The sequence below is a fragment of the Streptomyces sp. SYP-A7185 genome (assembly GCF_046103685.1).
Lineage (GTDB): Bacteria > Actinomycetota > Actinomycetes > Streptomycetales > Streptomycetaceae > Streptomyces.
This window is the reverse complement of record NZ_CP122310.1, coordinates 1,429,621-1,453,024: the sequence shown is the minus strand read 5'-3', so window position 1 is coordinate 1,453,024 and position 23,404 is coordinate 1,429,621. Positions and strand designations below refer to the sequence as shown.

Here is a 23,404-nt window from a genome sequence, read left to right as displayed (position 1 = left end):
CGCAGAAAGTGACTGTGTCGATCGTCCTGTTCACCTCCGACCTGCGCCTGCACGACAACCCGTCCCTGCGGGCGGCCCTGCACGAGGCGGACCGGATCGTCCCGCTGTTCGTGCACGACGACGCGCTGCGGGACACGGGTTTCGCCGTACCGAACCGGCGTGCCTTTCTCGCCGACTGCCTGGAGGACCTCGACTCGGGGCTGCGCAAGCGCGGCGGTCGCCTCGTGGTCCGCGCCGGCGACGTCGCCGAGGAGGTCCGCCGGGTGGTGAAGGAGACCGGGGTCGGGCGGGTGCACGTCGCGGCCGGGGTCAGCCGGTACGCGACGGGCCGCGAGGGGCGGCTGCGCGCCGCCCTGGAGGGCACCGGCTGCGAGCTGGCCGTGCACGACGCGGTCGTCACGGCGCTCGCGCCGGGCGAGGTGCTGCCGTCGGGCAAGGACCACTACGCCGTCTTCACGCCGTACTTCCGGCGCTGGGCGGCGGCAGGCGTACGGGACTTCGTCGCCGCCCCGCGCAAGGTGCGGGTCGCCGACGTGACGTCGGATCCGGTGCCGAAGCGCGCGGAGATCTCCGGCGTCTCGCCGGGTCTGGACACCGGCGGCGAGAGCGCCGGGCGACGGCGGCTGCGGGCCTGGCTGAACGGCGGCGTCGCGGACTACGAGAACGGACAGAACGACGTCGCGGGCGATGCCACCTCGCGCCTCTCGCCCCACCTCCACTTCGGCACGGTGTCGGCGGCCGAGGTCATCCACGAGGCGAACCGCGAGGGCTCGCCGGGAGCGCAGGCCTTCGTGCGGCAGCTGGCCTGGCGGGACTTCCACCACCAGGTCCTCGCGGCCCGCCCGGACGCGGCGGCCCACGACTACCGCGCGCGCGGTGACCGCTGGCGCTCGAACGCGAAGGAGATCACCGCCTGGACCGAGGGCCGCACCGGCTATCCCTTCGTGGACGCGGCGATGCGCCAGCTGCGCCACGAGGGCTGGATGCACAACCGCGGGCGGCTGGTGGTGGCGAGCTTCCTGACCAAGACGCTGTACGTCGACTGGCGGGTGGGCGCCCGGCACTTCCTGAGCCTGCTGGTGGACGGCGACGTCGCCAACAACCAGATGAACTGGCAGTGGGCGGCGGGCACCGGGACCGACACCCGGCCCAACCGGATCCTCAACCCGGTGATCCAGGGCAAGCGCTTCGACCCGCGCGGCGCGTACGTGCGCCGCTGGCTGCCCGAGCTCGCCGACGTCCCGGACCGCTGGGTCCACGAGCCGTGGAAACTCCCGGACGGGGACCGGGCGGCCGTCGACTACCCCGAACCGGTCGTCGAACTGGCCGAGGCGCGCGCCCGGTTCGAGCAGGCCCGCGACGTCTGACCTGCCGACAGAGGCGCATGTCAACGGGAGGGGCTGCTGCGTCCGATCGGGTGAATGTGGGCCCGTGGGCAATCCCTGGCCCGCCCGGTGACGAATTCCCTGTGTGAGCGAGGAGCGTGGCTTGGGCGCCGTGAGGCCGTGACGCCGGCTGCCCGTCTGCTCTCAGCCACCCCCGTGAATGCCATGCAACGACGCAAGGAGAAGTCCATGTCCATGTACTCCACCCGCATCCGCCGTGTCGCGGTCTCCGTCGCCGCCGCGGCGATGCTGCCGATCGCCCTGACGGCGTGCTCGGACAGCGGTGACAAGGACACCAAGGCCGCGGACGCCACGCCCAGCGCGAAGGAGTCCGCGTCGGACGACGCCATGACCGCGGACAAGCCGTTCGGACCGGCCTGTTCGTCGGTGCCCAAGAGCGGTGCGGGCTCGTTCGACGGGATGGCGAAGGACCCGGTCGCCACCGCCGCGTCGAACAACCCGGAGCTGTCCACGCTGGTCACGGCGGTCAAGAAGGCCGGTCTGGTCGACACGCTGAACAACGCCAAGAACATCACGGTGTTCGCGCCGACCAACGACGCCTTCGCCAAGATCCCCAAGGCCGACCTGGACAAGGTGCTCAACGACAAGGCCCAGCTGACCAAGATCCTCACGTACCACGTGGTGGGTCAGAAGCTGACGCCGCAGCAGCTGGAGAAGGGCTCCTTCGAGACGCTGGAGAAGAGCAAGCTCACCACCGCGGGCTCGGGCGAGAAGTACAAGGTCAACGACTCGTCGAACGTGGTCTGCGGCAACGTCCCGACGGCCAACGCCACGGTCTACATCGTCGACACGGTCCTGATGCCCAAGAGCTGACCGGTCGCCGGGAGCCGACGGGCACCGCTCGCGCCGCCGTCACCGCCTCCGCCGCCCCCGCCCCGGGGCGGCGGAGGCGTGCGGCGGTGCTGCCGCGTTCCCGGGCCCGGCCCTGTCCACCTCCCCTGATACGCCTCCCTTGATACCCCTGGGGGTATGTACGTCGGCTGGGGTGAGAGCCTTGGCTCAACGAAAGGACTGCCCCACATGACTCCCCCCACCGATCTGGCGCCCTCCGAGGCGGCCGCACGCCTGGACCGCTACACCGTCATCGACGTGCGCACCCCCGGCGAGTACGCCGCCGGCCACCTTCCCGGCGCCCACAACATCCCCGTCGACCACCTGCACATGGCGCTGCCCGAGCTCAAGGCCGCCGCCGCGCGGGGCGAGCTCCTGATGGTCTGCGCCTCGGGACAGCGCTCCACCTCGGCGTGCGACCAGCTGGCCGCCGCCGACATCCCCGCGGCCACCCTCGCCGGCGGCACCACCGCCTGGGCCGAAGAGGGCCATCCCCTGCACCCCTCGGAGGGCGCACCGACCGCCTGGCCGATGGAGCGCCAGGTGCGGTTCGCCGCCGGGTCCCTCGTGGTCCTCGGCCTCGCCGCCGGGACGCGCTTCCGGGCCGCGCGCTGGCTGGCCGCGGGCGTCGGCGCCGGCCTCGTCTTCTCGGCCGTCACCGACACCTGCGGCATGGCCGCCGTCCTCGCCAAGCTGCCCCACAACCGGCCGCGCGCCGCCGACCTGCGCACCACCCTGGAAGCCCTGTAGGCATCCAGGGCGCGCCCCTCAGTGGATGCGGCGCGCCCGGTGCCGCCGGGTGGTGAGGCGTACCTCCGCGTCCAGGGCGCGGGGAGCTGCCGCCGCCCGGGCCTCGGCGACGGCTCCCCGGGCGAGCTCGCGCAGCACCGCTTCGGGGGAGCCGTCGGGCTCCAGGACAAGCGTGACGCGGGCGCGCAGCCGCCGGGGGCGTCCGAGCAGCCGTACGTGGGCGCGGGCCACGCCGTCGACGCCCCGGGCGCGCTCGGCCATCGCGGACGTCAGCGCCTTGGTGGACAGGGTGACGCCGGGCTGGCCCAGCGGGAGCTCCCGCAGCCGTCCGCCGCGCAGCTGGGCCGCGGCCAGGCACAGGAACAGGACGGCGGCGACGGCCAGCGCGGTGATCGCCACCGCGGGCCACCAGCCGTGATCGCGCCACCGGCCGAGCAGCTCCTCGTCCAGCCACACCCGGTCGGCGTCGACGCGGGGGAAGGCCGAGGGCAGCCGCTCGCGGACGGGGGCCGCCGCCGAGGCCAGTACGGCCCCCGCGAACAGAAGGACCGCCGCCGCGCAGAACAGGGCCGAGCGGTTGGTGCCGCTACGCAGTCGGCTCATCAGGGGTGCTCCTCTCCGGCGCGACGGGACCGCTCTCGGGCCTTCCGCCGGCCTCGGTGCCGGGTGCGGAGCCCGTCGGCTCCCGCCAGGCGGGTTCCGTGTTCAGCCGTACGCGCAGCCGCAGCCGCCCGGCGAGCCCGAGCCCGGCGATCGCCGTCCTTGCGGCCTCGGTCGCCGCCCGCCGCGCCTCCTCCAGGTCGCCGAACTCCAGCCCGGCACGGACCCGCGCCGTACGACGGCCGGCCTTGACCCTCACCCGGTCCACGCCCGGTACGTCGGTCACGGCGTCCCGCAGGAGGGCCGCGACCGCCTGGCGGTCCAGGACGGCGTGCGTCCCCGGCTCCGGCGGCCGCATCGGCAGCACGCCGCGACGGCCCGGGGTGACGGCGAGGACCAGCAGCCACACGCCCAGCGCCAGCACGCCGGCCGCGGTGAGCACGCCCACGGCGGTGGTGCTGTCCGGGCCGTGCGTGGAGAGCCACTCCATCGCCTCGACCCGCCACCGCGCGGGAGCGTGTCCGGCGGCGTGCACGGCCACCACGTCGTACAGGAGCACCCCGCAGACGCCGGCCGCGAGCAGGGCCAACACCAGGACCGGCAGGCGGCGTTGCGCCCAGGGCCGGCGGGCGCGCGCCCCGGCCGCCGCCACGGCGGTCACCGGCGGCGCCGGCTCCTCGGCCGCGAGGCCGCGCCGGGACAGGCCCCGCACGCGGACGCGCGCCGAGGGCACGGTGAGACCGGTGAGCCGTGCGGTGCGCTCGGCGACGTGCGAGCGCACGCGCTCGCCCGCGTCGTCGAGCACGGCCGGGTAGGGCAGGGTCACGGTGACGGCGACCCGGGCCCGGCGGCCGCGCACGGCCGCCGACCCGCCGCCGGCCTCGACCGCGCCGGGCGCCAGCGCCTCCGTGGCGGCGCGTTCCGCGATGCGGCGCACCGCCCGGTCCGCGACGGTCGTCGTGCCGCGCTCCGCCGGGGGCGCGGTCATCGGCGCTCCCGGTCACGCCCGCCGAGGAAGGCGCGTACGTCCGTGCCGTCGTCGACGAGGCGTCCCAGGACGAAGCCGACCGCGCCGAGGGCGGCGACCAGAAGGAACGCGCCGAACCCGCCGAACCAGCCGGCGAATCCCAGGGCCATGCCCGCCATCAGGCCGACCAGAGCTGTGCTCACCACTCACCTCACACCACAGAAGGGGACTACGGGGAACGGGCCCGCACGGAGGCGGGCCCGGGGGAGGGCTACTCGACGCGCGTCTCGCCGCCGGCGTCCGCGGCGTCGTCCTCGGGCAGGTGGACGTCGTTGACGGCGACGTTCACCTCGACGACCTCCAGGCCGGTGATGCGCTCCACCGCCGAGATGACGTTCTCGCGCACGTCGTGGGCGACGTCCGTGATGGGCACGCCGTAGTCGACGACGATGTCGAGGTCGATGGCCGTCTGGCGCTCGCCGACCTCGACCTTCACCCCGCGGCCCACGTTGGGGCGCCCGCCGGGGACGCGGTCGCGGACGGCGCCGATGGTGCGGGACAGGCCGCCGCCCATGTCGTACACGCCGGGGATCTCGCGGGCCGCCATGCCGGCGATCTTCACGACCACGACATCGGCGATGGACGTCTTGCCCCGCGTCGCCGCCGGCTCGGCCGCGCCGGTGACTCCGCTGACGGTGGTGGCACCCGGGGTGCTCCTGCGGGATTCGCCGCCGAGGTGCTTCTCGGTGCTGCCGGTCGCGTTCGAAGTGAGGTCGGGCGTCGTCATGGTGACAACTCCTCTTTCTGTCGTCGGGGATCGTTCGGTGGCCGTGCCGTACGTCGTGCCGGACCGTGCGAAGGCCTCGTCTGCGGTTCCTGCCCGGTCCGTTGGTGCCTCTTCATCTGCTCCGACCCGGGTACCCCGCCTCTGTTACGCGCCTCGCGGGAATTTCCTCGTACGGGATGTAGCGTTCCTTGGCCGCGTAACGCGGAAGGTCCTTCGTGTGTCGTACGAGCACGACCGAAGTGAGAGGAGCCGCGTGTGCCGGGCGACCGGGGCGGAACGACCGAGGAAGCGGACACGTCGTCGCGACGTGACGACGCACTGCTCGCGGTGCGGGCCGCGGAGGGGGACGAGGACGCCTTCGAGACCCTCGTGCACCGCCATGCGCCCATGGCGCTGCGACTTGCCACGCGCCTGCTGGGCAGCCGCCCGGAGGCGGAGGACGCCGTGCAGGAGTCCTTCGTCAGCGCCTGGCGCAGCCTGCCGGAGTTCCGCAGCGACGCGCGGTTCGGCACGTGGATCTACCGCATCGTCACCAACCGCTGCCTGAACGTCCTGCGTTCGCGGCGGCCGGACGTGACGCTGGAGGGCCTGCCCGAACCGGCCGCCCCCGAGCACGAGGTCTCACCCGCTCGGGTGGCCGAGGGGCACGCGGCCGTGGCCGATCTGGCGCGGGCGATGGAGGGCCTCTCGCCGGAGCAGCGGGTGTGCTGGGTGCTGCGGGAGCTGGACGGCGCGCCCTACGAGGTCATCGCCGAGACGGTCGGCATCAGCCCCGAGGCGGTCCGCGGTCGTGTCTTCAGGGCGCGGCGCTATCTGACGGAGGCGATGGCCGCATGGCGGTGAACGGAGAATCCGTACCGGACGACGAGCGGGAGGCGGGTCACGGAGTGCTGCCCGAGGACGAACTGCTGCCCTGCGGGCGCGAGTTGTCGTACGTGTGGGAGCGATGGGAGTCGGGTGTGCCCGACCCCCACGCCGACGACTGCCCGCACTGCACGCGGGCGCTGGACGCCCTGCGGCTCCTGGAGGGAGTCGTCACGCAGGCGCGGGACGAGGCACCGCGGGAGCGGGAGCAGGACACCTCGGCGCTCGCGGGCCGGGTCATGGACGTGGTGCGTCTGGAGCTGCGGCCGGGGCGGACCCTGCCCCTGGGCGGCGAGGACGAGGACGCGTGGATCGTGGAGGCCGCCGCGGCCAGGACGGTGCGGGCCGCGGCCGAGTCGCTGCCGGGCGTGCGCGCGGGCAGCTGCCGCATCGGCCCGCTGGACGAATCGGCGGTGCCCGCGCCCGCGGGGCGCCTCGCGCGCGGTCCGGTCCGGATCCGCGTCGAGGTGCAGGTCCCGCTCACGGTGGATCTGCCGGTGGTGGCGGACCGGGTCCGCAAGCGGATCCTCGACGCGGTGGACGACGAGCTGGGCATGCCGGTCGCGGTCGTCGACGTGACGATCGGTGACCTCATCGACGACGGCGACGACGGCGACGGTCACGGCGGCCGTGGCGAGGGCGGCACGGAAGGGCGGCAGCGATGAGCGGTGGAGATGACGCGCGCGTCCTGGCGGACGCCGTCATGGAGGCGGTCCTCGCCACTCCGGGGGTGGCCTTCCTGCGGCCGGGGCTGGCGGATCTGCTGCGGTCCTCGTCCGTGCTGGGACGCGTGCTCCCCGGTGCCCCGGCCGGTTCCGCGGGCGTGCGGGTGCGGCGGGAGAAGGACGGCCGCCATTGGAGCGTGGACGTGTACGTCGTCGTGCACCGGGGGCGGCGGGCGCTGGACGTGACGCGCGAGGTGCGCTCGGCCGCGGCGAAGGCCGTCGAGCTGGTCGCCAAAGAGCCCGCGGCCCCCCGGATCGCGGTGACGGTCACGGGCCTCGTCTGAGGCGTCCGGCACTCGCGTGCCGCCCTCCTCGCGGGGCCGAGGGGCTGACATTCAAGCTACTGGTGAGTAAGGTCGCGGGTCGAGGATCGGAGTTGTCATGACCCGCACGTTCACAGTGTCCCGAAGCATCCTGGTCGAGGCGTCACCGCAGTCGGTGTACGAGCAGGTCAGCCAGCCCGCTCTGATGGGGCGCTGGAGCCCCGAGAACCTCGGGGCGACCGTCCCCGGAGGAGAGGTGCCCGCGAGCGTCGGCCTCGTCTTCGAGGGGCACAACAAGCGCGGTCCCTTCCGCTGGACCACGCGCTGCACGGTCACCAAGGCCGAGCCGGGGCGGCGCTTCGCCTTCCGCGTGCACGCGATCGGGGTGAAGCGGCCCCGGCTGCGGGCGCCCATCGCCACCTGGGAGTACCGGTTCGAGGACAGCGACGGCGGCACCAAGGTGACCGAGACCTGGACGGACGACCGGCGTTCCTGGCCCACCTTCGTGGCCAACGCCTTCGACCGCCTGGCCACGGGCGGGCGGACCTTCGCGGTCTTCCAGGTCGGCAACATCGAAAGGACGCTGAAGAACCTCAAGCGGGAGCTCGAAACGGCACGCTGACGGCGGCCCCCGCGGCCCCTGTGACCTCAGCCCCCGTGACCCCCGTGCCGCCCGCTAGGCCTTCACCGTCGCGGAGGCCTCGTCGGGCGCCCCGCCCCGCGGCCCGGTGACCGGGGCGATCGGTGTGTCGGCCGCGCGCACCCAGCGCGGCCCCGCGGGCCCGAACACCCCGCGCGGCTCGGGGAACGCCATGAGCAGGGCGAAGTGGACGACAGCCGCTACGGCCGCGCCCAGCGGGAGGCTGATGTCGGCGCCGTTCGCGAGGTCGCCGAGCGGCCCGACGAACTGCCCGGGGATGTTGGTGAACAGCACGCCGGTGACCGCGCCGGTCCACCAGGCCGACATGCCGCGCCAGTTCCAGCCGCGCGCGAACCAGTAGCGCCCGCCGTGCTGGCGGCGCGTGAAGACCTGGAGGGCCTCGGGGTCGTACCAGCCGCGCCGGGTGACGTAGCCGAGCATCATGACGATCATCCACGGCACGGTGCAGGTGATGATCATCGTGGCGAAGGTGGAGATCGCCTGGACCAGGTTGAAGCCGAAGCGGCCCACGAAGATGAACGTGATGGACAGGACGCCGATCAGAACGGTCGCCCGGACGCGGCTCAGCCGCGGGAAGACCGAGGAGAAGTCCAGGCCGGTGCCGTACAGCGCGGTGGTGCCGGTCGACATGCCGCCGATCAGGGCGATGAGGCAGACCGGCAGGAAGTACCAGCCGGGCGCGATCGCGAGCAGGCCGCCGACGAAGTTCGGGGCGGCCGGGTCCATGTACTTTGGTGCCCGCTCGGCGATGATCGCCGCCGTGGCGAGGCCGAAGCCGAACGGCAGCACCGTGGCGATCTGCGAGAGGAAGGCCGCTCCCATCACCTTGCGGCGCGGGGTGTCGGCCGGGATGTAGCGCGCCCAGTCTCCCAGGAAGGCGCCGAAGGAGACCGGGTTGGACAGCACGATCAGCGCGGCGCCGATGAAGGACGGCCAGAACAGGTCGCGGGTGGCCCGGTCGGCGTCCGGGGTGAAGATCCCGGCGTACGAGGGGTCGAAGTCCCCCGCGAAGGCGGCGAGGCCGAGGACGAACAGCAGGGTCGCCGCCACCACCGCGATCTTGTTGACGAGCAGCATGAAGCGGAAGCCGTAGACGCACACGGCGAGGACGAGAGCGGCGAAGACCGCGTACGCGCAGCCGTGGGCCACGTCGCTCTCCGGCACCCCGAGCAGCCGGTGGGCCCCGCCGATGAGCGCGTCGCCCGAGCTCCACACCGACAGCGAGAAGAACGCGACGGCGGTGAGCAGGGAGAGGAAGGATCCGACGATCCTGCCGTGCACGCCCAGATGCGCCGACGACGACACGGCGTTGTTCGTGCCGTTGCGCGGCCCGAACACCGCCATCGGGGCCAGCAGCAGCGAACCGACGAGCAGCCCGACGAGCATCGCCGCGAGCCCCTGCCAGAAGGAGAGCCCGAACAGGATCGGGAACGCTCCCAGCACGCAGGTGGCGAAGGTGTTGGCGCCGCCGAACGACAGCCGGAACAGATCGAGCGGGCCGGCCGTGCGGTCCGCGTCCGGGATGCGTTCGACTCCGTGCGTCTCGACCTCGGTGACGGACGCAGAGGGCACGTTGGGCACAGGCGGCTCCCTGGACGACGGCACCACGAGGGGCGCGATGCCGTGACGGTGACGGAATTCCAGGGACCGTAGACGCCGTGCGCCCCACCGCACCAGTGCCCGATTCGCACTGTGCGCGACGAGGCGATGGATGAATCGCACAGTCACCCGCGCGAGCGGTGGGCTTTACGGGGTGGCGAGTTCGCGGACCACCGTCATGTCGTCGAAGGGGATGAGCCGGTCGCCGACGATCTGGTGCGGTTCGCTGCCCTTGCCCGCGACGAGCACGATGTCGCCGCCGCGCGCGGCGGACAGCGCGTGCGCGATCGCGGCGCGGCGGTCGGCCACCCGGTGGAAGGGCGTGCCGGTGGAGGCCAGGCCGGGCACGATCTGGTCCAGGATGCTCTCGGGGTCCTCGTCGCGGGGGTTGTCCGAGGTGAGGACGCACAGGTCGGAGTGGCGGCCCGCGATCTCGCCCATCTGGGCGCGCTTGGTGACGTCGCGGTCGCCGCCGCAGCCGAAGACGGTGATCACCGACCCGGTGGCGAAACCGCGGATCGTGGCGAGCACCTTCTCCAGCGAGTCCGGCGAGTGCGCGTAGTCGACGATCACGTGGACGCCGCGCTCCGTGGTGTAGCGCTCCAGGCGGCCCGGCGTGGGCGGCATCCGGTCCAGGGCCTCGACGAGGGCGGGCAGTTCGTGCCCCAGCAGATGGCACGCGGCGAGGGTGGCCAGTGCGTTGGAGACCGAGAAGCGGCCCGGTATCGGAATGGCCGCGGGGTACTTGCGGCCGTCGTGGTGGAGCGTGAAGCGGGTGCCGCGCGCGTCCACGACCAGGTCGCTGGCCCGGTAGTCGGCCGGCGCGTCCAGTCCGTACGTGGTCACGGCCCCCGGCATCAGGGCCGTGATCTCGGCGCTGACCGGGTCGTCGGCGTTGATCACCGCGCGGTCGCACAGCCCGGCGAAGAGGCGGAGTTTGGCGTCCTTGTAGTGCCCCATGGTGCCGTGGTCGTCCAGGTGGTCCTGGGTGAGGTTGGTGAAGACGCCGACGGAGACGGGCACATGGTCGAGGCGCCGTTGCAGCAGCCCCATCGACGTGGCCTCCAGGACGACGCTGCCCGTGTCCCGGTCGCGCATGTGGCCGAGCAGATAGTGCAGGTCCGGGGATTCGGGGGTGCTCAGGACCGAGCGCGGCATCGGGATCGGCTCCGTGCCGATCCGGCTGCCCGAGGTGCCGATCACGCCCACCGTGGCGCCCTCGGCCAGCCTGAGCACCGACTCGATCATGTATGAGACGGACGTCTTGCCGTTCGTCCCCGTGACCGCCACGACGTCCATCGCGCGGCCGGGCTCGCCGTAGTACCGGGAGGCGACGAGCGAGGCGGCCGCCCGTGCGTCGGCCACCCGCACCACGCAGGCCTGCCCGCCGACCTCGGCCGGCACCGCGCCCTCCTCGACGATGAGGGCGACGGCTCCCCGTTCCAGTGCGCGGCCGATGCCTCCGGGCCCGCCCTCCTCATGGCCGGGTACGGCGACGTACAGCGATCCGGACGTCACCTGTCCGGCGTCGAAGGTCGGTGCGGCGGTGACCGGAACGTCCGGGTCGCCGTGCAGTACATGGTGGTCGTGCCCGTCGAGCAGTGCGCTGAGCTTCACAACAGTCCCCTCGAAGGCGGCTCACGGCACACCGCGTGCGCCCGGCCCGGAGGGCGAGGGCGGCGGCATACCGGAGTCCGCGGTGATACGCGTCAGGCGAGCGGGGCCCCACAGGGGGATATCTGCGTGCGGGCCGAAGGGCCAAGACGGCCGAGGAACGCTACCTGTGCGCCGCACGACCGGTCGCTGAACACCGGATCCGGGTCGTGGAGGGCTGATCACAGATGGCCGGGCGGAGCAGGGGCCTGCCCGACACCGCTTCAGTGTACGTCCGCGCACGTACGCGGAGGACGGGCGCCGAGGGCGGGCGCCGAGGACCTGCACGAAGGGTGTGTGCCGACGCGATGCCAGGACGTGTGCCGGCGACGCGGCGGGACGCGCCCGGTGATCTTCCCGCCGTCGTGCGTCAACCACGGCTCCGCGAGGGGCTATTGACGTGGACGTGTCACTGAGTATGGTCTAGTCCAACGGCAGGAGCCATTCCGGGCAGCTGCAGCTCCCGGTGCGCCGGTGTGATCACTGGTGGGTCCTGTCGCGCCTCTTCGCGCCTCCCACCCCACCTGTGCGCCAAGAGGCGGCCCCCACTTCCTTCCCCCCACCACGTGTCGGGTGGCGCCGTGCCCACGCACGCTCGCCGGCCCGCCGAGGAGTGATCCCCCATGCGTCTTCGTGTCCTTGCCGCGCTGACGGCGACCGCGTCCGCCGCCACGCTCACCCTTCTGACCCTCGCCCCCAACGCCTCCGCCGAGAAGACGGGGGCGGGGGAGCGGGCCGCGGCGGAATTCATCGTCAGCGAGGCCCAGTTCAACCAGATGTTCCCGAACCGGAACTCCTTCTACACCTACAGCGGCCTCACGGCGGCGCTCGACGCCTACCCCGACTTCACCGGCACCGGCAGCGACACCGTGCGCAAGCAGGAGGCCGCGGCCTTCCTGGCGAACGTCAGCCACGAGACGGGCGGCCTGGTCCACGTCGTCGAGCAGAACACCGCGAACTACCCGCACTACTGCGACACGTCCCAGCCCTACGGCTGTCCGGCGGGCACCGACAAGTACTACGGCCGCGGCCCGATCCAGCTCAGCTGGAACTTCAACTACAAGGCGGCGGGCGACGCCCTGAACATCGACCTCCTGCACAACCCCGACCTCGTCCAGAACGACGCGGCCGTCGCGTGGAAGACGGGCCTGTGGTACTGGAACACGCAGAACGGTCCCGGCACCATGACGCCGCACAACGCCATGGTCAACGGCGCGGGCTTCGGCGAGACCATCCGCAGCATCAACGGCAGCCTGGAATGCGACGGGAAGAATCCCGAGCAGGTGCAGAGCCGGATCAACAACTACACCCGCTTCACGGGCATCCTCAACGTCGCCCCGGGCGACAAGCTCAGCTGCTGACGCCTCCCGGCGGCAGTGTCCGGTTCCCCCTCGCCCCGCCGGTTTCGTCCCGGTGGAGCGAGGGGTGATTTTCGGCCAACATTAGTGCAACGCTCAACCGTCGGCCGGGAGGGGCTGGTTGGCTTCGTAAGTGATCAATAGCCTGGTGGACGTTGCCTGTTTCCGACCGAGGAGCCACATGTCCACCGCGCAGCAGGTCCCTGACATCCTCTCGCCCGAGTTCGCCAAGGACCCGTACCCGGCCTATCGCGTCATGCGGGAGAGCGCGCCGCTGTTCTGGCACGAGGCGACGCAGAGCTGGATCATCTCGCGGTACGCGGACGTCGAGCGCGTGTTCAAGGACAAGGCCTCGCAGTTCACCACCGACAACTACGACTGGCAGATCGAGCCCGTCCACGGCAAGACGATCCTCCAGCTCAGCGGCCGTGAGCACTCGGTACGCCGTGCCCTCGTCGCACCGGCCTTCCGCGGCAGCGACCTCCAGGAGAAGTTCCTGCCCGTCATAGAACGCAACTCCCGCGAACTCATCGACACCTTCCGGCACACCGGCAGCGTGGACCTGGTGGAGGGCTACGCCACCCGCTTCCCCGTCAACGTGATCGCCGACATGCTCGGTCTGGACAAGTCCGACCACGCGCGCTTCCACGGCTGGTACACCACCGTCATCGCCTTCCTCGGCAACCTCTCCGGCGACGCCGAGGTCGCGGCGGCCGGCGAGCGCACCCGGGTGGAGTTCGCCGACTACATGATCCCGATCATCCGGGAGCGCCGCGACAACCTCGGCGACGACCTGCTCTCCACGCTGTGCGCCGCCGAGGTGGACGGCGTCCGCATGAGCGACGAGGACATCAAGGCCTTCTGCAGCCTGCTGCTCGCGGCCGGCGGCGAGACCACCGACAAGGCCATCGCCAGCATCTTCGCCAACCTCCTGATGCACCCGGAGCAGCTCGAAGCCGTCCGCCAGGACCGCTCCCTGATCGCCCGCGCCTTCGCCGAGACCCTGCGGTACACGCCGCCCGTCCACATGATCATGCGGCAGTCGGCGACCGACGTGGAGGTCACCGGCGGCACCATCCCCGCCGGGGCCACCGTCACCTGCCTGATCGGCGCGGCCAACCGGGACGAGGAGCGCTACCGCGAGCCGGACCGCTTCGACATCTTCCGGGACGACCTCACCACCACGACGGCCTTCTCCGCCGCCGCCGACCACCTGTCCTTCGCCCTCGGCCGGCACTTCTGCGTGGGCGCGCTGCTGGCCAAGGCCGAGGTGGAGATCGGGGTCGACCAGCTCCTGGACGCGATGCCCGACGTACGGCTCGCCGTGGGCTTCGACCCCGTCGAGCAGGGAGTGTTCACCCGCGGACCGCAGTCGCTGCCGGTGGTCTTCACCCCCGCCACCGCCTGATCCCCTCGGGACGCCGCCCTCGGGCGGCGCCCCGACGGTCACTCAGTGCGCCACGGGCGTGAACTGCACCGGCAGCGAGGCCAAACCGCGCATCCAGATGGACGGACGCCAGGTCAGCTCGTGCGGCTCCACCGCGAGGACGAGGTCGGGCAGCCGCTCCAGGAGCGTCTCGACCGCGGTCCGCGCGATGACGTCGGCGAGCAGCGGGGCCGGGTAGGGGCAGCGGTGCTCGCCGTGGCTGAAGGACAGATGGGCGGAGTTCTCCGGGCCGACGTGCGACTCCGGCCAGATCTGCGGGTCGGTGTTGGCCGCCGCGAGACCCAGCACCAGGCAGTCGCCCGCCCGGATCTGCCGGCCGCCGAGCTGGGTGTCGCGCACCGCCCAGCGGCCGATGAAGTTCTGGGTCGGCGTGTCGAGCCACAGCACCTCGTTGAGCGCCTCGCCGACGCTCAGCCGCCCGCCGGACACGTTCAGGGCGAACCGCTCGTCGGTCAGCATCAACCGCAGCGTGTTGCAGATCCAGTTGGCCGTCGGCTGCTGGGCCGCCGCGATGATGGAGATCAGGTCCTGGACGATCTCCTCGTCGGTGAGGCCCGCCGGGTGCCGCAGCATCCGTGACGTGACGTCCGCGCCGGGCTTCTCCCGCTTCTCCTTGACCAGGCGCTGGATGCGCTCCCCGACGCGGGTGTACGCCGCCACGGGGTCGTCGCCCTCATGCGCGTCGAGCGAGATCCGCAGGTCGTCGACGAGCTGCTGCGTGTCCGTGCTCGCGTCCGGCATGCCGCACATCTGCACCGCCGCGATCATGGGCAGCGCATGGGCGTACGCGCTCATCAGCTCGGCCTGGCCGCTGCCGGCGAACCCGGCGATCAGCCGGTCGGCGATCCGGCCGCTGTCCCGGGCGAGTTCGAACTGGTCGACCCCCTCCAGGGCCTCGGTGATCACCCCGGCCCGCCGCTGGTGCTCCGCGCCCTCGGTGAACAGCACCGAGGGCTGGTAGCCGACGAACGGCATCAGCGGCCAGTCGGCGGGAATGTTCTCCCACTGGTTCCAGCGGCGCGAGTCGCGGGCGAACAGCTCGTCGTGGCCGGTCACATAGCTCAGCTCGGAGTAGCCGAGGACCAGCCACGCGGGCACGTCACCGTCGAGGAGCACCGGCGCGACCGCCCCGTGCTCCCGGCGCAGGCTGCGGTAGAGCTGCGAAGGCGTCTGCTGGTACTCCAGACCGCCCAGGCGCACCGCGCCCGTACCCGCGTGGGCCGGGCACCCTGGCGGTGGGCTCTGCTCGAAGGAGGGCTCGGTCACGGTGTCATCTCCTGGGCCATGGCCAGTGAGTAGAGGTGGTCCACGAGGGTGATCAGGACGTCCTTGCCCGACGACCTCACCCGTGCGTCGCAGTCGATCAGCGGCACATGGTCGGGCAGCGCGAGGGCCTGGCGGATCTCGTCGAGCGAGTGGGTGGAGGTGTCGTCGTCGAACCGGTTGACGGCCACCACGAACGGCGTCTTGTGGTGTTCGAGGCGGTCGATGGCGTACCAGGACTCGTCCATCCGCCGCGTGTCGACCAGGACGACCGCGCCGAGCGTGCCGGAGAAGAGCCGGTCCCACAGGAACCAGAAGCGCTCCTGGCCGGGAGCGCCGAACAGATACAGCACCACGCGTTCGTTGAGGCTGATCCGGCCGAAGTCGAACGCCACCGTCGTCGTGGTCTTGGCGGCCACGTCGGACGTCTCGTCGACGCCTATGCCGGCCTGCGTCATCACCTCCTCGGTGTTCAGCGGACGGATCTCGCTGACCGACCGGACGAGCGTGGTCTTGCCGACGCCGAAGCCGCCCACGACGACGATCTTCACACCGGTCTCGGCGGTGTCGGACAGCGGCATGCGGGAGGGCAGCTCAGATGTTGCGGAGCCCATGGAGCACCTCCTTGAGAAGGGCGGAATCGGGGATCGTGGCGGCCGAGCCGGCCGCGCGGGGGTGGCGGGCGGTGATCCGGCCCATCGCGAGCAGGTCACCGAGCAGGATCCGCACCACCGTGATCGGCAGCTTCATCTCCGCGGCGATCTCCACCACGGCCGTCGGATGCCGGCCCAGCTCAAGGATGCGTACGTGCTCCGACTGCATCCCGGCAGTGGGCTCGCACTCGCTCACCACCAGAGTGACCAGGTCGAACGAATCGTCGTCGGCGCGGCTGCGGCCACCGGTGACCGTGTAGAGGCGGTCCGGGTCACCGATGTCCACGGGCCTGCGCGGCGTCACGAGGAGCCGCTGCCTTCGGTCTGGGCGCGCGGTTCGGCGCGCAGGTGCTCCCCGATCTGCTCGACCATTTCCGTCATCTGATGGCCCACCACCCCGGGATCGGCGTTCTCCTCGGCCACGACCGCGAGGTGCGCCCCGAGACCGGCCTCGACGATGAAGAGCAGCCCGCCGTGGAACTCGGTCATGGAGTGCCGGACGCCACCGGTCCCGTCGCCGAACTCCATGGAAGCGCCCTGGGCCAGCGCCTGGATGCCGGAGCAGATCGCGGCCAGCTGGTCAGCCTGGTCGAGCGTCAGATGCTCGCTCCAGCACAGCTTCAGGCCGTCCCGGGAGAGGACCAGGGCGTGCCGCGTACCGGGGGTGCGCTTCAGGAGGCTCTGCAGGAGCCAGGTCAGGCTGTTGTCAGTGGTCTGCATGGTAGGCGGGGCGAGATGCGCGGGTCGTCCGGTCACCTGCCCGTCCCTCCAATCTCACGATTTCGAGCGGGGAAGGGGGCGCCAGAGCCCGGGCGCCGTGCGGGTGGCTTCGGTCTACTCGGCGGGCGGCGGCGGCCCCGAACCGGCGGGGGACTCGGGTGCCGCGGCGGAGCCGGGCACGTCGCCCGCCGCCCGTCGCCCGCGGTGGAAGGCACCGAAACGCGAACCGGCGTCACGCGGCGGCAGCCCCGCGTCGCCGGAGAGCGCGCCGCTCCCCGCGGCGGCGTCGGAGGCCGCCCTGCGCTGCTCGCGCTCGCGCTCCGCCTCGGCCATGGTGCGGCCGGGGGCGCGCACGGGCAGACCGTTCGTCGTGGCGGCGGCGGGGCGGGCGTGCTGGGGGCGGGGCGGTGCCTGCGCGCCGTCCTGCTGGGCGGGAACGGGCGCGATGGGCGCCTGCGGGGCCGCGGGGTACGCCGGGGCCGCATGGTGCTCCGGAGCCGCATGGTGCTCCGGAGCCGCGGGGATCTCGGCGGGCGCGGGAGCAGGCGCGGGCGCCGTCGGGGTCGGGGTCGGGGCCTGCGCGGAGCCCTGCTCGACCCCGCGCGGGGCGATCTGCTGGGGCGCGGGATCGCGCTGCTGGGCCAGGAGCTGCGGGGGCAGGAGCACCACGACGCCCGTGCCGCCGCGCGAGGACGGACGGAAGTTGACGCTCATGCCGTACTTGGCGGAGAGGCGCCCGACCACCGCGAGACCCAGGCGGGTGCCCTGCAGCGAGGCCAGGTCCGTGACGTGGCCGGAGACCGATTCCTCCGCGCGGCGCATCGCCGCGTCGGCCATCTTCAGACCGCTGTCCTCGATCGTCACGACGATCCCGGCGCTGCGCTCCTCGACGTAGACGTGCACCTCGTCGATGGGCGGGGAGAAGTTCGCCGCGTTGTCCATCAGTTCGGCGAGGACGTGCATGACGCCCTCCGCCGCGAACCCGGCGATCGCCACGGTCGACGAGCAGTGCAGCCGCACCCGCTGATACGCGGAGATCCGGCCCACCGCGCCGCGCAGGATGCTCTCCATGACGATCGGCTTGTTCCACGCCCGGCTGGAGCGGCCGCCCATCAGGAGGGCGAGACGGTCGGTCATGAGACCCAGCTGGGAGGTGCCGTGGTCCAGGCGCAGCAGGTCGCCGAAGACCTCGACGCCGTGCCGCTCCTGCATGTCGCGCAGGTCCGCGAGCATGCTCACGGACTTGGCCTGGACGCGGCTCAGTGCCTTGGCGGAGGCCGCCTGGGCGGCCGCGGCGCGCCGCTCGCTGTAGGCCAACTCGCGGACGAACGACTCGGCGGGCACCCGCAGCAGCGGGTTGCGCGGCCAGTCGAGACCGGCCAGGACCGTGTCCGCGGAGGAGCCCTCGCGCAGCCGCTCGATCGCGGTGGGCAGCGTGACCTTCGTCAGCTGGTCCAACTCTTCGGCGGCCTCGGCGAGTTGGCCCTGGGCCTGGTCGCGCCGCGCCGCGATCTCGGAGGCGTGACGCACGGTCTCCTCGACCACGGTGGCGAACACCTGGACGACCTGACGCAGTTGCGGGTCCGACGGCGGGGCCGTCTGGGCCAGGGTCTCACTCGCGCTCGCCCCGTCACGCAACCGTTTGACCACGGTCGGCAGCGTGACGTTCACCAGGTGCGCGGACTCGGCGCCCTGGCGCGCGAGCTGCGCCTTGAGCGAGCTCGCCTCGCCGCGGTCGGCCGCGGCGGCCGCGCGGGCCCGTCCGGCGACGACGGAGTGCGTCACCAGGGCGATCGCCAGACACAGCCAGCCGGCCAGGAGCGAGCCGACCGTCCAGACCCGGGCGTCGGCCGGAGCCATGAGGCCCGCGACGGCACCGGCCGCGGCGGTCACCACCAGCACGACCACGGGCAGGGCCGACGCGGGCCTGCGCGCCTTCGCTATTCGGTGCGGGCTGGGAGGAGCAGGCACGGGCATTCAGCGGTCCCTCGGTCCTTGATCGCAGGTGAGCAACGAGCCGACCGATGCGCGCATCGGTCGCGGGCCCGGCGAGAACGTCAAAGAGGACGGCGATCTTCCGGGCCACACATGGCGCCATGCTAGCCATCTCGCGCCGCGCGTAGGACACGGAGTCTCAACCGACCTCCCCGAAGGGGTTTTCGTCGTGATCCGGCCCTTCGAACATGACGTCGTGATAGTAGAGTTCGGCCTCCTCATCGGCGCACGTGTCCGAAGTCGCCGACGCGCCGGATCAGTCGACCGCGGACGTCTCGGCGATCTCGTACGCCTCGATGCCCTCGGTCGCGAGGAGATCCGCGACGCAGGCCGCAGAGCCGCCGACGTACGTGCTCACCAGGTCGACGTCGCCGGCCACGCACCAGGCGCGGTCCTCGGGCCACCACAGGTCGGGGAGCTCGGGCGCCGCCTCGTCGGGATCGCCGGCGGGCGACGCGGGCGAGTCGGCGTCGTCCAGCGGTCCGGAGAGCAGGATCTCGTGGCGGCCGGGCGTGTGGAACACCGGGTACCCGTCCCAGTTGTACTGGCCGTACCCCTCCCAGAGTCCGTACCAGCAGCGGTCGGGGGTGCGGGTGTGCCGGGTGAGCGCGGGGATCAGGGTGCGGGCGACGGCGGCGGGGGTCGGGCCCTCGTCGGGGTGCTCGTCCCAGACGCCGGGGACGGCCGGGGTGTCGTCGTTGCGATAGAGAAGACGCTCGCCGAGGCCGATGAGCTCGTGCCAGCGCGTCTGGGCCGACACGGCACGGCCGTAGACGGCCGCCACCTGGTCCCAGCGCACCGGCGTGGTGCCGAGCCAGGCCGGGTGGAGGATCCGCGCGTATGCCTCGAAGCCGGGCGCGCAGACACCGGCGACCGTGCCGAATCCGTCGTCGTGGGGCGGGCGTTGCTCGAGCCAACGGGCGGGCGAGAGGTCGCCGCGCTCGACGCGAAGACGGCCGTAGACGGCGGGGGGCGGGCACTGGTCGACGAGGTACATGCCCCCAGTGTCGCCCGCGGCGGGCGGCCCGTGGGGCCGGGCGCGGGGGCCGGTTGAGGCGGGTGGTGCGGGGAACCCGGACCGTCGCGGGGTGGCCGGACGACGCGGCCGCCCGTTTCCGTGCCGATCGAAGAGGGGCCCCATGAGTGTGAAGAAGACCGCCGTCCTCGTCCTTGACTGCGCGAAGCCGGAGGAGCTCGCGGAGTTCTACGCGCAGCTGCTCGGCGGCACGGCGGGCATGGGCGACGACCCCGACTACTTCGAGGTGTCCGACGGGCAGGGCATCCGCCTCGCCGTCCACCGCGACCACGGCTACGCGCCGCCGAGCTGGCCGCGACCGGACGACTCCCAGCAGGCGCACCTGCGGATCCTGGTGGACCAGGGCGACATCGACGAGGCGGAGCGCGAGGCCATCGGCCTGGGTGCGCGCCCCGTGGACACCAAGGACAACTCGGGGCCCCGGGACACCCGGACCTACAGCGACCCGGCGGGCCACTCGTTCACCCTCGCCGTGTCCGCCCGGCTGGGGGCCACCCGCTGAGCGTGCGCGGGCACGGGCCCCCGGCGCGGGCCCGGGTGAGGGCCGGTCAGCCCGAGGGCTCGTCCGGCACCGGCTGGTCCGGACGGACGCCGCCCGAGTGGGGCGCGCCGCGCCGGCCGGTGCCGGCCTCGTCCGTGTCCGGCACGTCGTCGTCGGCGTCCGGGGCGTTGCCGGTGGTCGCCGCATCGTCGTCCGGCTCCCAGCGGTCCTCCTCGTCCGACGCCTGCTGATCGGGCAGATCCCTCGGTACGGGTGTCTCGTCCTCGCCCCGGGTCTCGGGAAGCTCGTCGCTCACGGTGGTCCCTCCAGTTCTCGTCACGTCGTTCCCGCTCGGTGTCGCCGCGGTTTCCGATGCGCAGGCGCGGCTACCCGCCGTGCTCGCGGCAACACCTCCTACGGGGCCACGGTGGACCGACGGGGCCGTGTCGGCCACAGGAGAGGGGCCGGTTGCCCGGCCGTGGGCAGGACGTCACGGGCGCCAGTACAGGGCGGGGTCGGGATGCCCGACGAAGCCGAGGTCGCGGTAGAGGGGCTCGCCCTCGGGGGAGGCGTACAGGTCCACGCGGGCCACCTGGCGCTCCCGGAACCAGTCGAGCAGGCCTCGCATCAGCGAGCGGCTGTGCCCGCGCCGCCGGTGCGCCGGGTCGGTGACCACGCCGATCACCAGACCGACCCGGCCGTTGCGCAGATGCGGGCCCGGCAGCCGCTGCTCGACCGAGCCGACGGCGCACGCGGCCAGCCCTTGGTCGCCGTCCACCACCAGGACGTGCAGGGCGCCGGCGGCCAGCTGTTCTTCCAGGACGGCGGCCAGGGCGTCCTGCCAGCCGGTGCCGCCCGCGGGCGGGTTGAAGTAGGCGCCGCCGAGGTTTTCGAACAACAGCGCCCGCAGCCGGACGAGTTCGGGGATGTCGTCGTGTGTCGCCGGGCGTACGGGTGCGGTCGCCGGGCGTGGGGCGAGGGGGTGTGCGGTGCGTTGTGGCATGACGATCAGCCTGATGTAATGGTCCTGTGCACCTCAACCCTTACGGCGAGGAGGTCGTGAATCTGGCCGCCGACCTCGCCAACCGACGCCCGCGGACCGCCGACGAACTCGCCGATCGCTGCCGGGAGGCGGGTCTCGTCCTGGAACGCCCCGTCGCACAGGAGGACTTGGACCGCACCCAGGACGCCCTGGACCGATGGGAGAAGGTCGTCGACGCCACCGACGAGGACGAGCGCGCCGCCCTGCTCAACGGCATGCTCGCGGCCTCCGCCGCGTACCCGCGCCTGACCGATCACGCGGGCTCAGGCTGGCATCTCCACTACCGCGACGACTGGCAGTCGCTCGGCCCCCTGCTCTTCCAGCTGATCTCGGTCGGCACGGCGCTGCATCTGGCGGGGCGGGGCATGCACCGCCTCCGGCGGTGTGCCGTGACCGGGTGCGCCACGATCTTCGCCGACACCTCGCGCACCGGACGGCAGCGCTACTGCTCCCAGCGGTGCGCCAACCGTGACGCGGTGCGCCGCCACCGGGCGCGCACCACGGGCCGGGACGACTGAATCAGCTGCGGCCCGCGGGGCCGGGCCCTGTTTTCCGGCCCGACTTCTGGTATTCACTCCTGGGATCGACCACCGTCCGCACGCTCGCGTTCGCTGCCTGTGGACGCGCTTCGGCGCGCCCGGCACCTGTGCCCGCGGGTGCGCCCAGGTGCCCGCAGGTGTCCCTACGCGACCCAGGAGTCCCCGTGGTCCTCGCCCGCCGTCCGTTCCGCGCCGCCGCGAAGGCCTCGGTGGTCACCCTCGCCGCGGCAGGGCTCCTCGCCCCCGGTGTCGCCGCCGACCGCTACGGGGACACCGCGGCCGCCGCCTCGGCGTCCGCAGCCCCCGGGCCGATCGCCGACTGGCGCCACGACCGCCTCGCGTCCGGGGTCGATCTCTACCAGGGGAGCATCTCGGGACGGCCGGGCGCCGACCACTGGACGGTCACGGTGCGCGCGAACGGCGCCCACCTCAGCGCCGAGCGGGACGCGCGGGCCCTGGCCGGGAAGGTGCGCGGGGCCGGTTTCGGCGCACGGACCGAAGCGGTCGCCTGGCCGCGGGGCTCCGACCGGCGCGGGGTGGTCGGGGTGCGCGTCCGCGTGGGGGAGTACGCCGCGCGGGCCGACGCCGACGCCCGGCGCAAGGCCCTCGCCGACGCCGGGTTCGACGCCGTGAGCGAGTGGACCGGCGCCGACGGCCTGCCCGGCACCGGAATCGCCCGGGTCAAGGTCGCGATCGTCGACCCCGGGCGCTACGGCGGCGCGATGAAGGGCACGTACGGCACGGGCGTCGCCGGCCGCGAGACGGTGAGCGCCATGGCATCGGCGGACGGTGCCCTGCTCGGTGTCAACGCGGGCTTCTTCGTCATGGAGGGCAAGGACGGCGTGCCGGGCGCGGCCGCCGGCATCGCCGCGTACGACGGTGAGGTGCAGAGCGCGGCGACCGGTGGCCGGATCGCGGCGGTGCTGCGCGGCGACGGTCTGCGCCCGGAGTTCGCGAAGCTCAGGACGGACCTGCGGGTCCGCGCGGGCGCCGCGTCGGCGGTCGTGGACGGCGTGAACCGGGTGACGGGCCTGATCCGCAACTGCGGCGGTGTCGGCGGCGACGCGCCGACCGAGCGGCCGCGGCACGACGTGACGTGCACCGACCCCGACGAGATCGTGGAGTTCACCGACGAGCTCGGCGCGCCCACCCCGGCGGGCGACGGCGTGGAGGCGGTGCTCGACGCGAGCGGCCGGGTACGCGAGGTGCGTGCGCGGGGCGGCGCGGTGCCCGAAGGCGGCAGCGTCCTGGCGGGCATCGGCTCGGGCGCCACCTGGCTGCGTACGCACGCGAAGCCGGGCGGCGCCCTGAAGGTGAGCCGGCGGATCCTCGACGAACGGGGCAAGGAGCTGAAGCTCGCCCCGGGGGACGACCTCGTCAACGGCGGCCCCGAGCTGGTGCGCGGCGGCAAGGTCGCGGTGAACTACGCCGCCGACGGCATCGAGCGCCCCGGCGACCCCTCCTTCGCGTACACCTGGGGCATCAAGCGCAACCCGCGCACGCTCCTGGGCGTCGACCGGAAGGGCCGCGTGCTCCTGGTGGCCGCGGACGGGCGGCAGCCCGGTCACAGCGACGGCTTCGGCCTCAACGAAGGCGCGGAGCTGATGAAGTCGCTCGGCGCGGTGCGGGCCATGGCCCTGGACGGCGGTGGCTCGGTCACCATGGCCGTGAACGGCAAGGTGATCAACTCCCCGTCGGACGGTGCGGAGCGCCCGGTGGGCGACGCACTCCTGCTCACCCACTGACCCCCGGTCCGGCTCCCGC

At 73.0% G+C, this 23,404-nt stretch carries 26 protein-coding genes; 12 read left to right on the top strand and 14 right to left on the bottom strand.

The window, feature by feature from the left end:
• Positions 1 to 8 precede the first annotated feature (8 nt).
• From QBL25_RS06170 to QBL25_RS06160, 3 genes are all read left to right on the top strand, one after another.
• On the top strand, positions 9 to 1,367 hold the full coding sequence (locus tag QBL25_RS06170) for a cryptochrome/photolyase family protein (RefSeq protein ID WP_409055969.1): 1,359 nt from the start codon (positions 9 to 11) through the stop codon (positions 1,365 to 1,367).
• Positions 1,368 to 1,580: 213 nt separating this feature from the next.
• Positions 1,581 to 2,219, top strand: a complete 639-nt coding sequence (locus tag QBL25_RS06165) for a fasciclin domain-containing protein (protein WP_409062564.1) — start codon at positions 1,581 to 1,583, stop codon at positions 2,217 to 2,219.
• 207 nt (positions 2,220 to 2,426) lie between these two features.
• The gene (locus tag QBL25_RS06160; RefSeq protein ID WP_409055968.1) at positions 2,427 to 2,987 is read left to right on the top strand and encodes a rhodanese-like domain-containing protein; all 561 of its coding nucleotides are present in this window, start codon (positions 2,427 to 2,429) and stop codon (positions 2,985 to 2,987) included.
• An 18-nt stretch (positions 2,988 to 3,005) separates the two neighbouring features.
• Here QBL25_RS06160 and QBL25_RS06155 read toward each other — a convergent pair whose 3' ends face one another.
• From QBL25_RS06155 to QBL25_RS06140, 4 genes are all read right to left on the bottom strand, one after another.
• The gene (locus tag QBL25_RS06155; RefSeq protein WP_409055967.1) at positions 3,006 to 3,590 is read right to left on the bottom strand and encodes an alkaline shock response membrane anchor protein AmaP; all 585 of its coding nucleotides are present in this window, start codon (positions 3,588 to 3,590) and stop codon (positions 3,006 to 3,008) included.
• Complete coding sequence (locus tag QBL25_RS06150) at positions 3,574 to 4,575, bottom strand: DUF6286 domain-containing Asp23/Gls24 family envelope stress response protein (protein WP_409055966.1); 1,002 nt, start codon at positions 4,573 to 4,575, stop codon at positions 3,574 to 3,576. The genes QBL25_RS06155 and QBL25_RS06150 overlap by 17 nt, the downstream gene beginning before the upstream one ends.
• Complete coding sequence (locus tag QBL25_RS06145) at positions 4,572 to 4,757, bottom strand: hypothetical protein (RefSeq protein WP_409055965.1); 186 nt, start codon at positions 4,755 to 4,757, stop codon at positions 4,572 to 4,574. The genes QBL25_RS06150 and QBL25_RS06145 overlap by 4 nt, the downstream gene beginning before the upstream one ends.
• Positions 4,758 to 4,825: 68 nt before the next feature.
• The gene (locus tag QBL25_RS06140; protein ID WP_409055964.1) at positions 4,826 to 5,341 is read right to left on the bottom strand and encodes an Asp23/Gls24 family envelope stress response protein; all 516 of its coding nucleotides are present in this window, start codon (positions 5,339 to 5,341) and stop codon (positions 4,826 to 4,828) included.
• Between the two features lie 255 nt (positions 5,342 to 5,596).
• Here QBL25_RS06140 and QBL25_RS06135 point away from each other — a divergent pair, with 255 nt between their 5' ends.
• The 4 genes from QBL25_RS06135 to QBL25_RS06120 all read left to right on the top strand — a co-directional run bounded on the left by QBL25_RS06135 (position 5,597) and on the right by QBL25_RS06120 (position 7,815).
• Complete coding sequence (locus tag QBL25_RS06135; RefSeq protein ID WP_409055963.1) at positions 5,597 to 6,184, top strand: RNA polymerase sigma factor; 588 nt, start codon at positions 5,597 to 5,599, stop codon at positions 6,182 to 6,184.
• Positions 6,175 to 6,870, top strand: a complete 696-nt coding sequence (locus tag QBL25_RS06130) for a hypothetical protein (RefSeq protein ID WP_409055962.1) — start codon at positions 6,175 to 6,177, stop codon at positions 6,868 to 6,870. Before QBL25_RS06135 ends, QBL25_RS06130 begins: the two co-directional genes overlap by 10 nt.
• Positions 6,867 to 7,214, top strand: a complete 348-nt coding sequence (locus QBL25_RS06125; protein WP_409055961.1) for an Asp23/Gls24 family envelope stress response protein — start codon at positions 6,867 to 6,869, stop codon at positions 7,212 to 7,214. The genes QBL25_RS06130 and QBL25_RS06125 overlap by 4 nt, the downstream gene beginning before the upstream one ends.
• A 97-nt stretch (positions 7,215 to 7,311) precedes the next feature.
• Positions 7,312 to 7,815, top strand: coding sequence for an SRPBCC family protein (locus QBL25_RS06120; protein WP_409055960.1), 504 nt, complete (start codon positions 7,312 to 7,314; stop codon positions 7,813 to 7,815).
• A gap of 54 nt (positions 7,816 to 7,869) precedes the next feature.
• Here QBL25_RS06120 and QBL25_RS06115 read toward each other — a convergent pair whose 3' ends face one another.
• The gene (locus QBL25_RS06115; RefSeq protein WP_409055959.1) at positions 7,870 to 9,435 is read right to left on the bottom strand and encodes a purine-cytosine permease family protein; all 1,566 of its coding nucleotides are present in this window, start codon (positions 9,433 to 9,435) and stop codon (positions 7,870 to 7,872) included.
• Between the two features lie 165 nt (positions 9,436 to 9,600).
• A complete protein-coding gene (locus QBL25_RS06110; protein ID WP_409055958.1) occupies positions 9,601 to 11,070 on the bottom strand; it encodes a UDP-N-acetylmuramoyl-L-alanyl-D-glutamate--2,6-diaminopimelate ligase in 1,470 nt (489 codons plus the stop codon).
• A gap of 659 nt (positions 11,071 to 11,729) precedes the next feature.
• Between QBL25_RS06110 and QBL25_RS06105 the strand changes: the two genes are divergently transcribed.
• Both QBL25_RS06105 and QBL25_RS06100 read left to right on the top strand, forming a co-directional pair.
• Positions 11,730 to 12,467: a chitinase gene (locus QBL25_RS06105; protein ID WP_409055957.1), complete on the top strand. Its 738-nt coding sequence runs from the start codon at positions 11,730 to 11,732 to the stop codon at positions 12,465 to 12,467.
• 178 nt (positions 12,468 to 12,645) lie between these two features.
• Positions 12,646 to 13,872 carry a cytochrome P450 gene (locus tag QBL25_RS06100; protein ID WP_409055956.1) on the top strand — a complete coding sequence of 409 codons (1,227 nt, stop codon included), beginning with the start codon at positions 12,646 to 12,648 and terminating at the stop codon, positions 13,870 to 13,872.
• Positions 13,873 to 13,914: 42 nt separating this feature from the next.
• Here the strand turns inward: QBL25_RS06100 and QBL25_RS06095 are convergent, their stop codons facing one another.
• The 6 genes from QBL25_RS06095 to QBL25_RS06070 all read right to left on the bottom strand — a co-directional run bounded on the left by QBL25_RS06095 (position 13,915) and on the right by QBL25_RS06070 (position 19,539).
• Positions 13,915 to 15,177 carry a cytochrome P450 gene (locus QBL25_RS06095; protein ID WP_409055955.1) on the bottom strand — a complete coding sequence of 421 codons (1,263 nt, stop codon included), beginning with the start codon at positions 15,175 to 15,177 and terminating at the stop codon, positions 13,915 to 13,917.
• Positions 15,174 to 15,788: a GTP-binding protein gene (locus QBL25_RS06090; RefSeq protein WP_409055954.1), complete on the bottom strand. Its 615-nt coding sequence runs from the start codon at positions 15,786 to 15,788 to the stop codon at positions 15,174 to 15,176. Before QBL25_RS06090 ends, QBL25_RS06095 begins: the two co-directional genes overlap by 4 nt.
• Positions 15,769 to 16,131: a DUF742 domain-containing protein gene (locus QBL25_RS06085; protein WP_409055953.1), complete on the bottom strand. Its 363-nt coding sequence runs from the start codon at positions 16,129 to 16,131 to the stop codon at positions 15,769 to 15,771. Before QBL25_RS06085 ends, QBL25_RS06090 begins: the two co-directional genes overlap by 20 nt.
• Positions 16,128 to 16,547 carry a roadblock/LC7 domain-containing protein gene (locus tag QBL25_RS06080; protein ID WP_409055952.1) on the bottom strand — a complete coding sequence of 140 codons (420 nt, stop codon included), beginning with the start codon at positions 16,545 to 16,547 and terminating at the stop codon, positions 16,128 to 16,130. Before QBL25_RS06080 ends, QBL25_RS06085 begins: the two co-directional genes overlap by 4 nt.
• 114 nt (positions 16,548 to 16,661) lie before the next feature.
• A complete protein-coding gene (locus tag QBL25_RS06075; protein WP_409055951.1) occupies positions 16,662 to 18,524 on the bottom strand; it encodes an ATP-binding protein in 1,863 nt (620 codons plus the stop codon).
• 274 nt (positions 18,525 to 18,798) lie between these two features.
• Positions 18,799 to 19,539 (bottom strand): hypothetical protein, encoded by a 741-nt coding sequence (locus QBL25_RS06070; RefSeq protein WP_409055950.1) that lies wholly within the window; start codon positions 19,537 to 19,539, stop codon positions 18,799 to 18,801.
• A 142-nt stretch (positions 19,540 to 19,681) separates the two neighbouring features.
• Between QBL25_RS06070 and QBL25_RS06065 the strand changes: the two genes are divergently transcribed.
• A complete protein-coding gene (locus QBL25_RS06065) occupies positions 19,682 to 20,080 on the top strand; it encodes a VOC family protein (protein ID WP_409055949.1) in 399 nt (132 codons plus the stop codon).
• A gap of 46 nt (positions 20,081 to 20,126) precedes the next feature.
• Here the strand turns inward: QBL25_RS06065 and QBL25_RS06060 are convergent, their stop codons facing one another.
• Entirely contained in the window at positions 20,127 to 20,375 is a 249-nt protein-coding gene (locus tag QBL25_RS06060; protein ID WP_409055948.1) for a hypothetical protein, read from the bottom strand.
• 174 nt (positions 20,376 to 20,549) lie between these two features.
• Positions 20,550 to 21,062: a GNAT family N-acetyltransferase gene (locus QBL25_RS06055; RefSeq protein ID WP_409055947.1), complete on the bottom strand. Its 513-nt coding sequence runs from the start codon at positions 21,060 to 21,062 to the stop codon at positions 20,550 to 20,552.
• 26 nt (positions 21,063 to 21,088) lie between these two features.
• On the opposite strand from QBL25_RS06055, the gene QBL25_RS06050 reads away from it, so the two are divergent.
• Both QBL25_RS06050 and QBL25_RS06045 read left to right on the top strand, forming a co-directional pair.
• A complete protein-coding gene (locus QBL25_RS06050) occupies positions 21,089 to 21,619 on the top strand; it encodes a CGNR zinc finger domain-containing protein (RefSeq protein ID WP_409055946.1) in 531 nt (176 codons plus the stop codon).
• A gap of 185 nt (positions 21,620 to 21,804) precedes the next feature.
• On the top strand, positions 21,805 to 23,385 hold the full coding sequence (locus QBL25_RS06045; RefSeq protein ID WP_409055945.1) for a phosphodiester glycosidase family protein: 1,581 nt from the start codon (positions 21,805 to 21,807) through the stop codon (positions 23,383 to 23,385).
• Positions 23,386 to 23,404 lie beyond the last annotated feature (19 nt).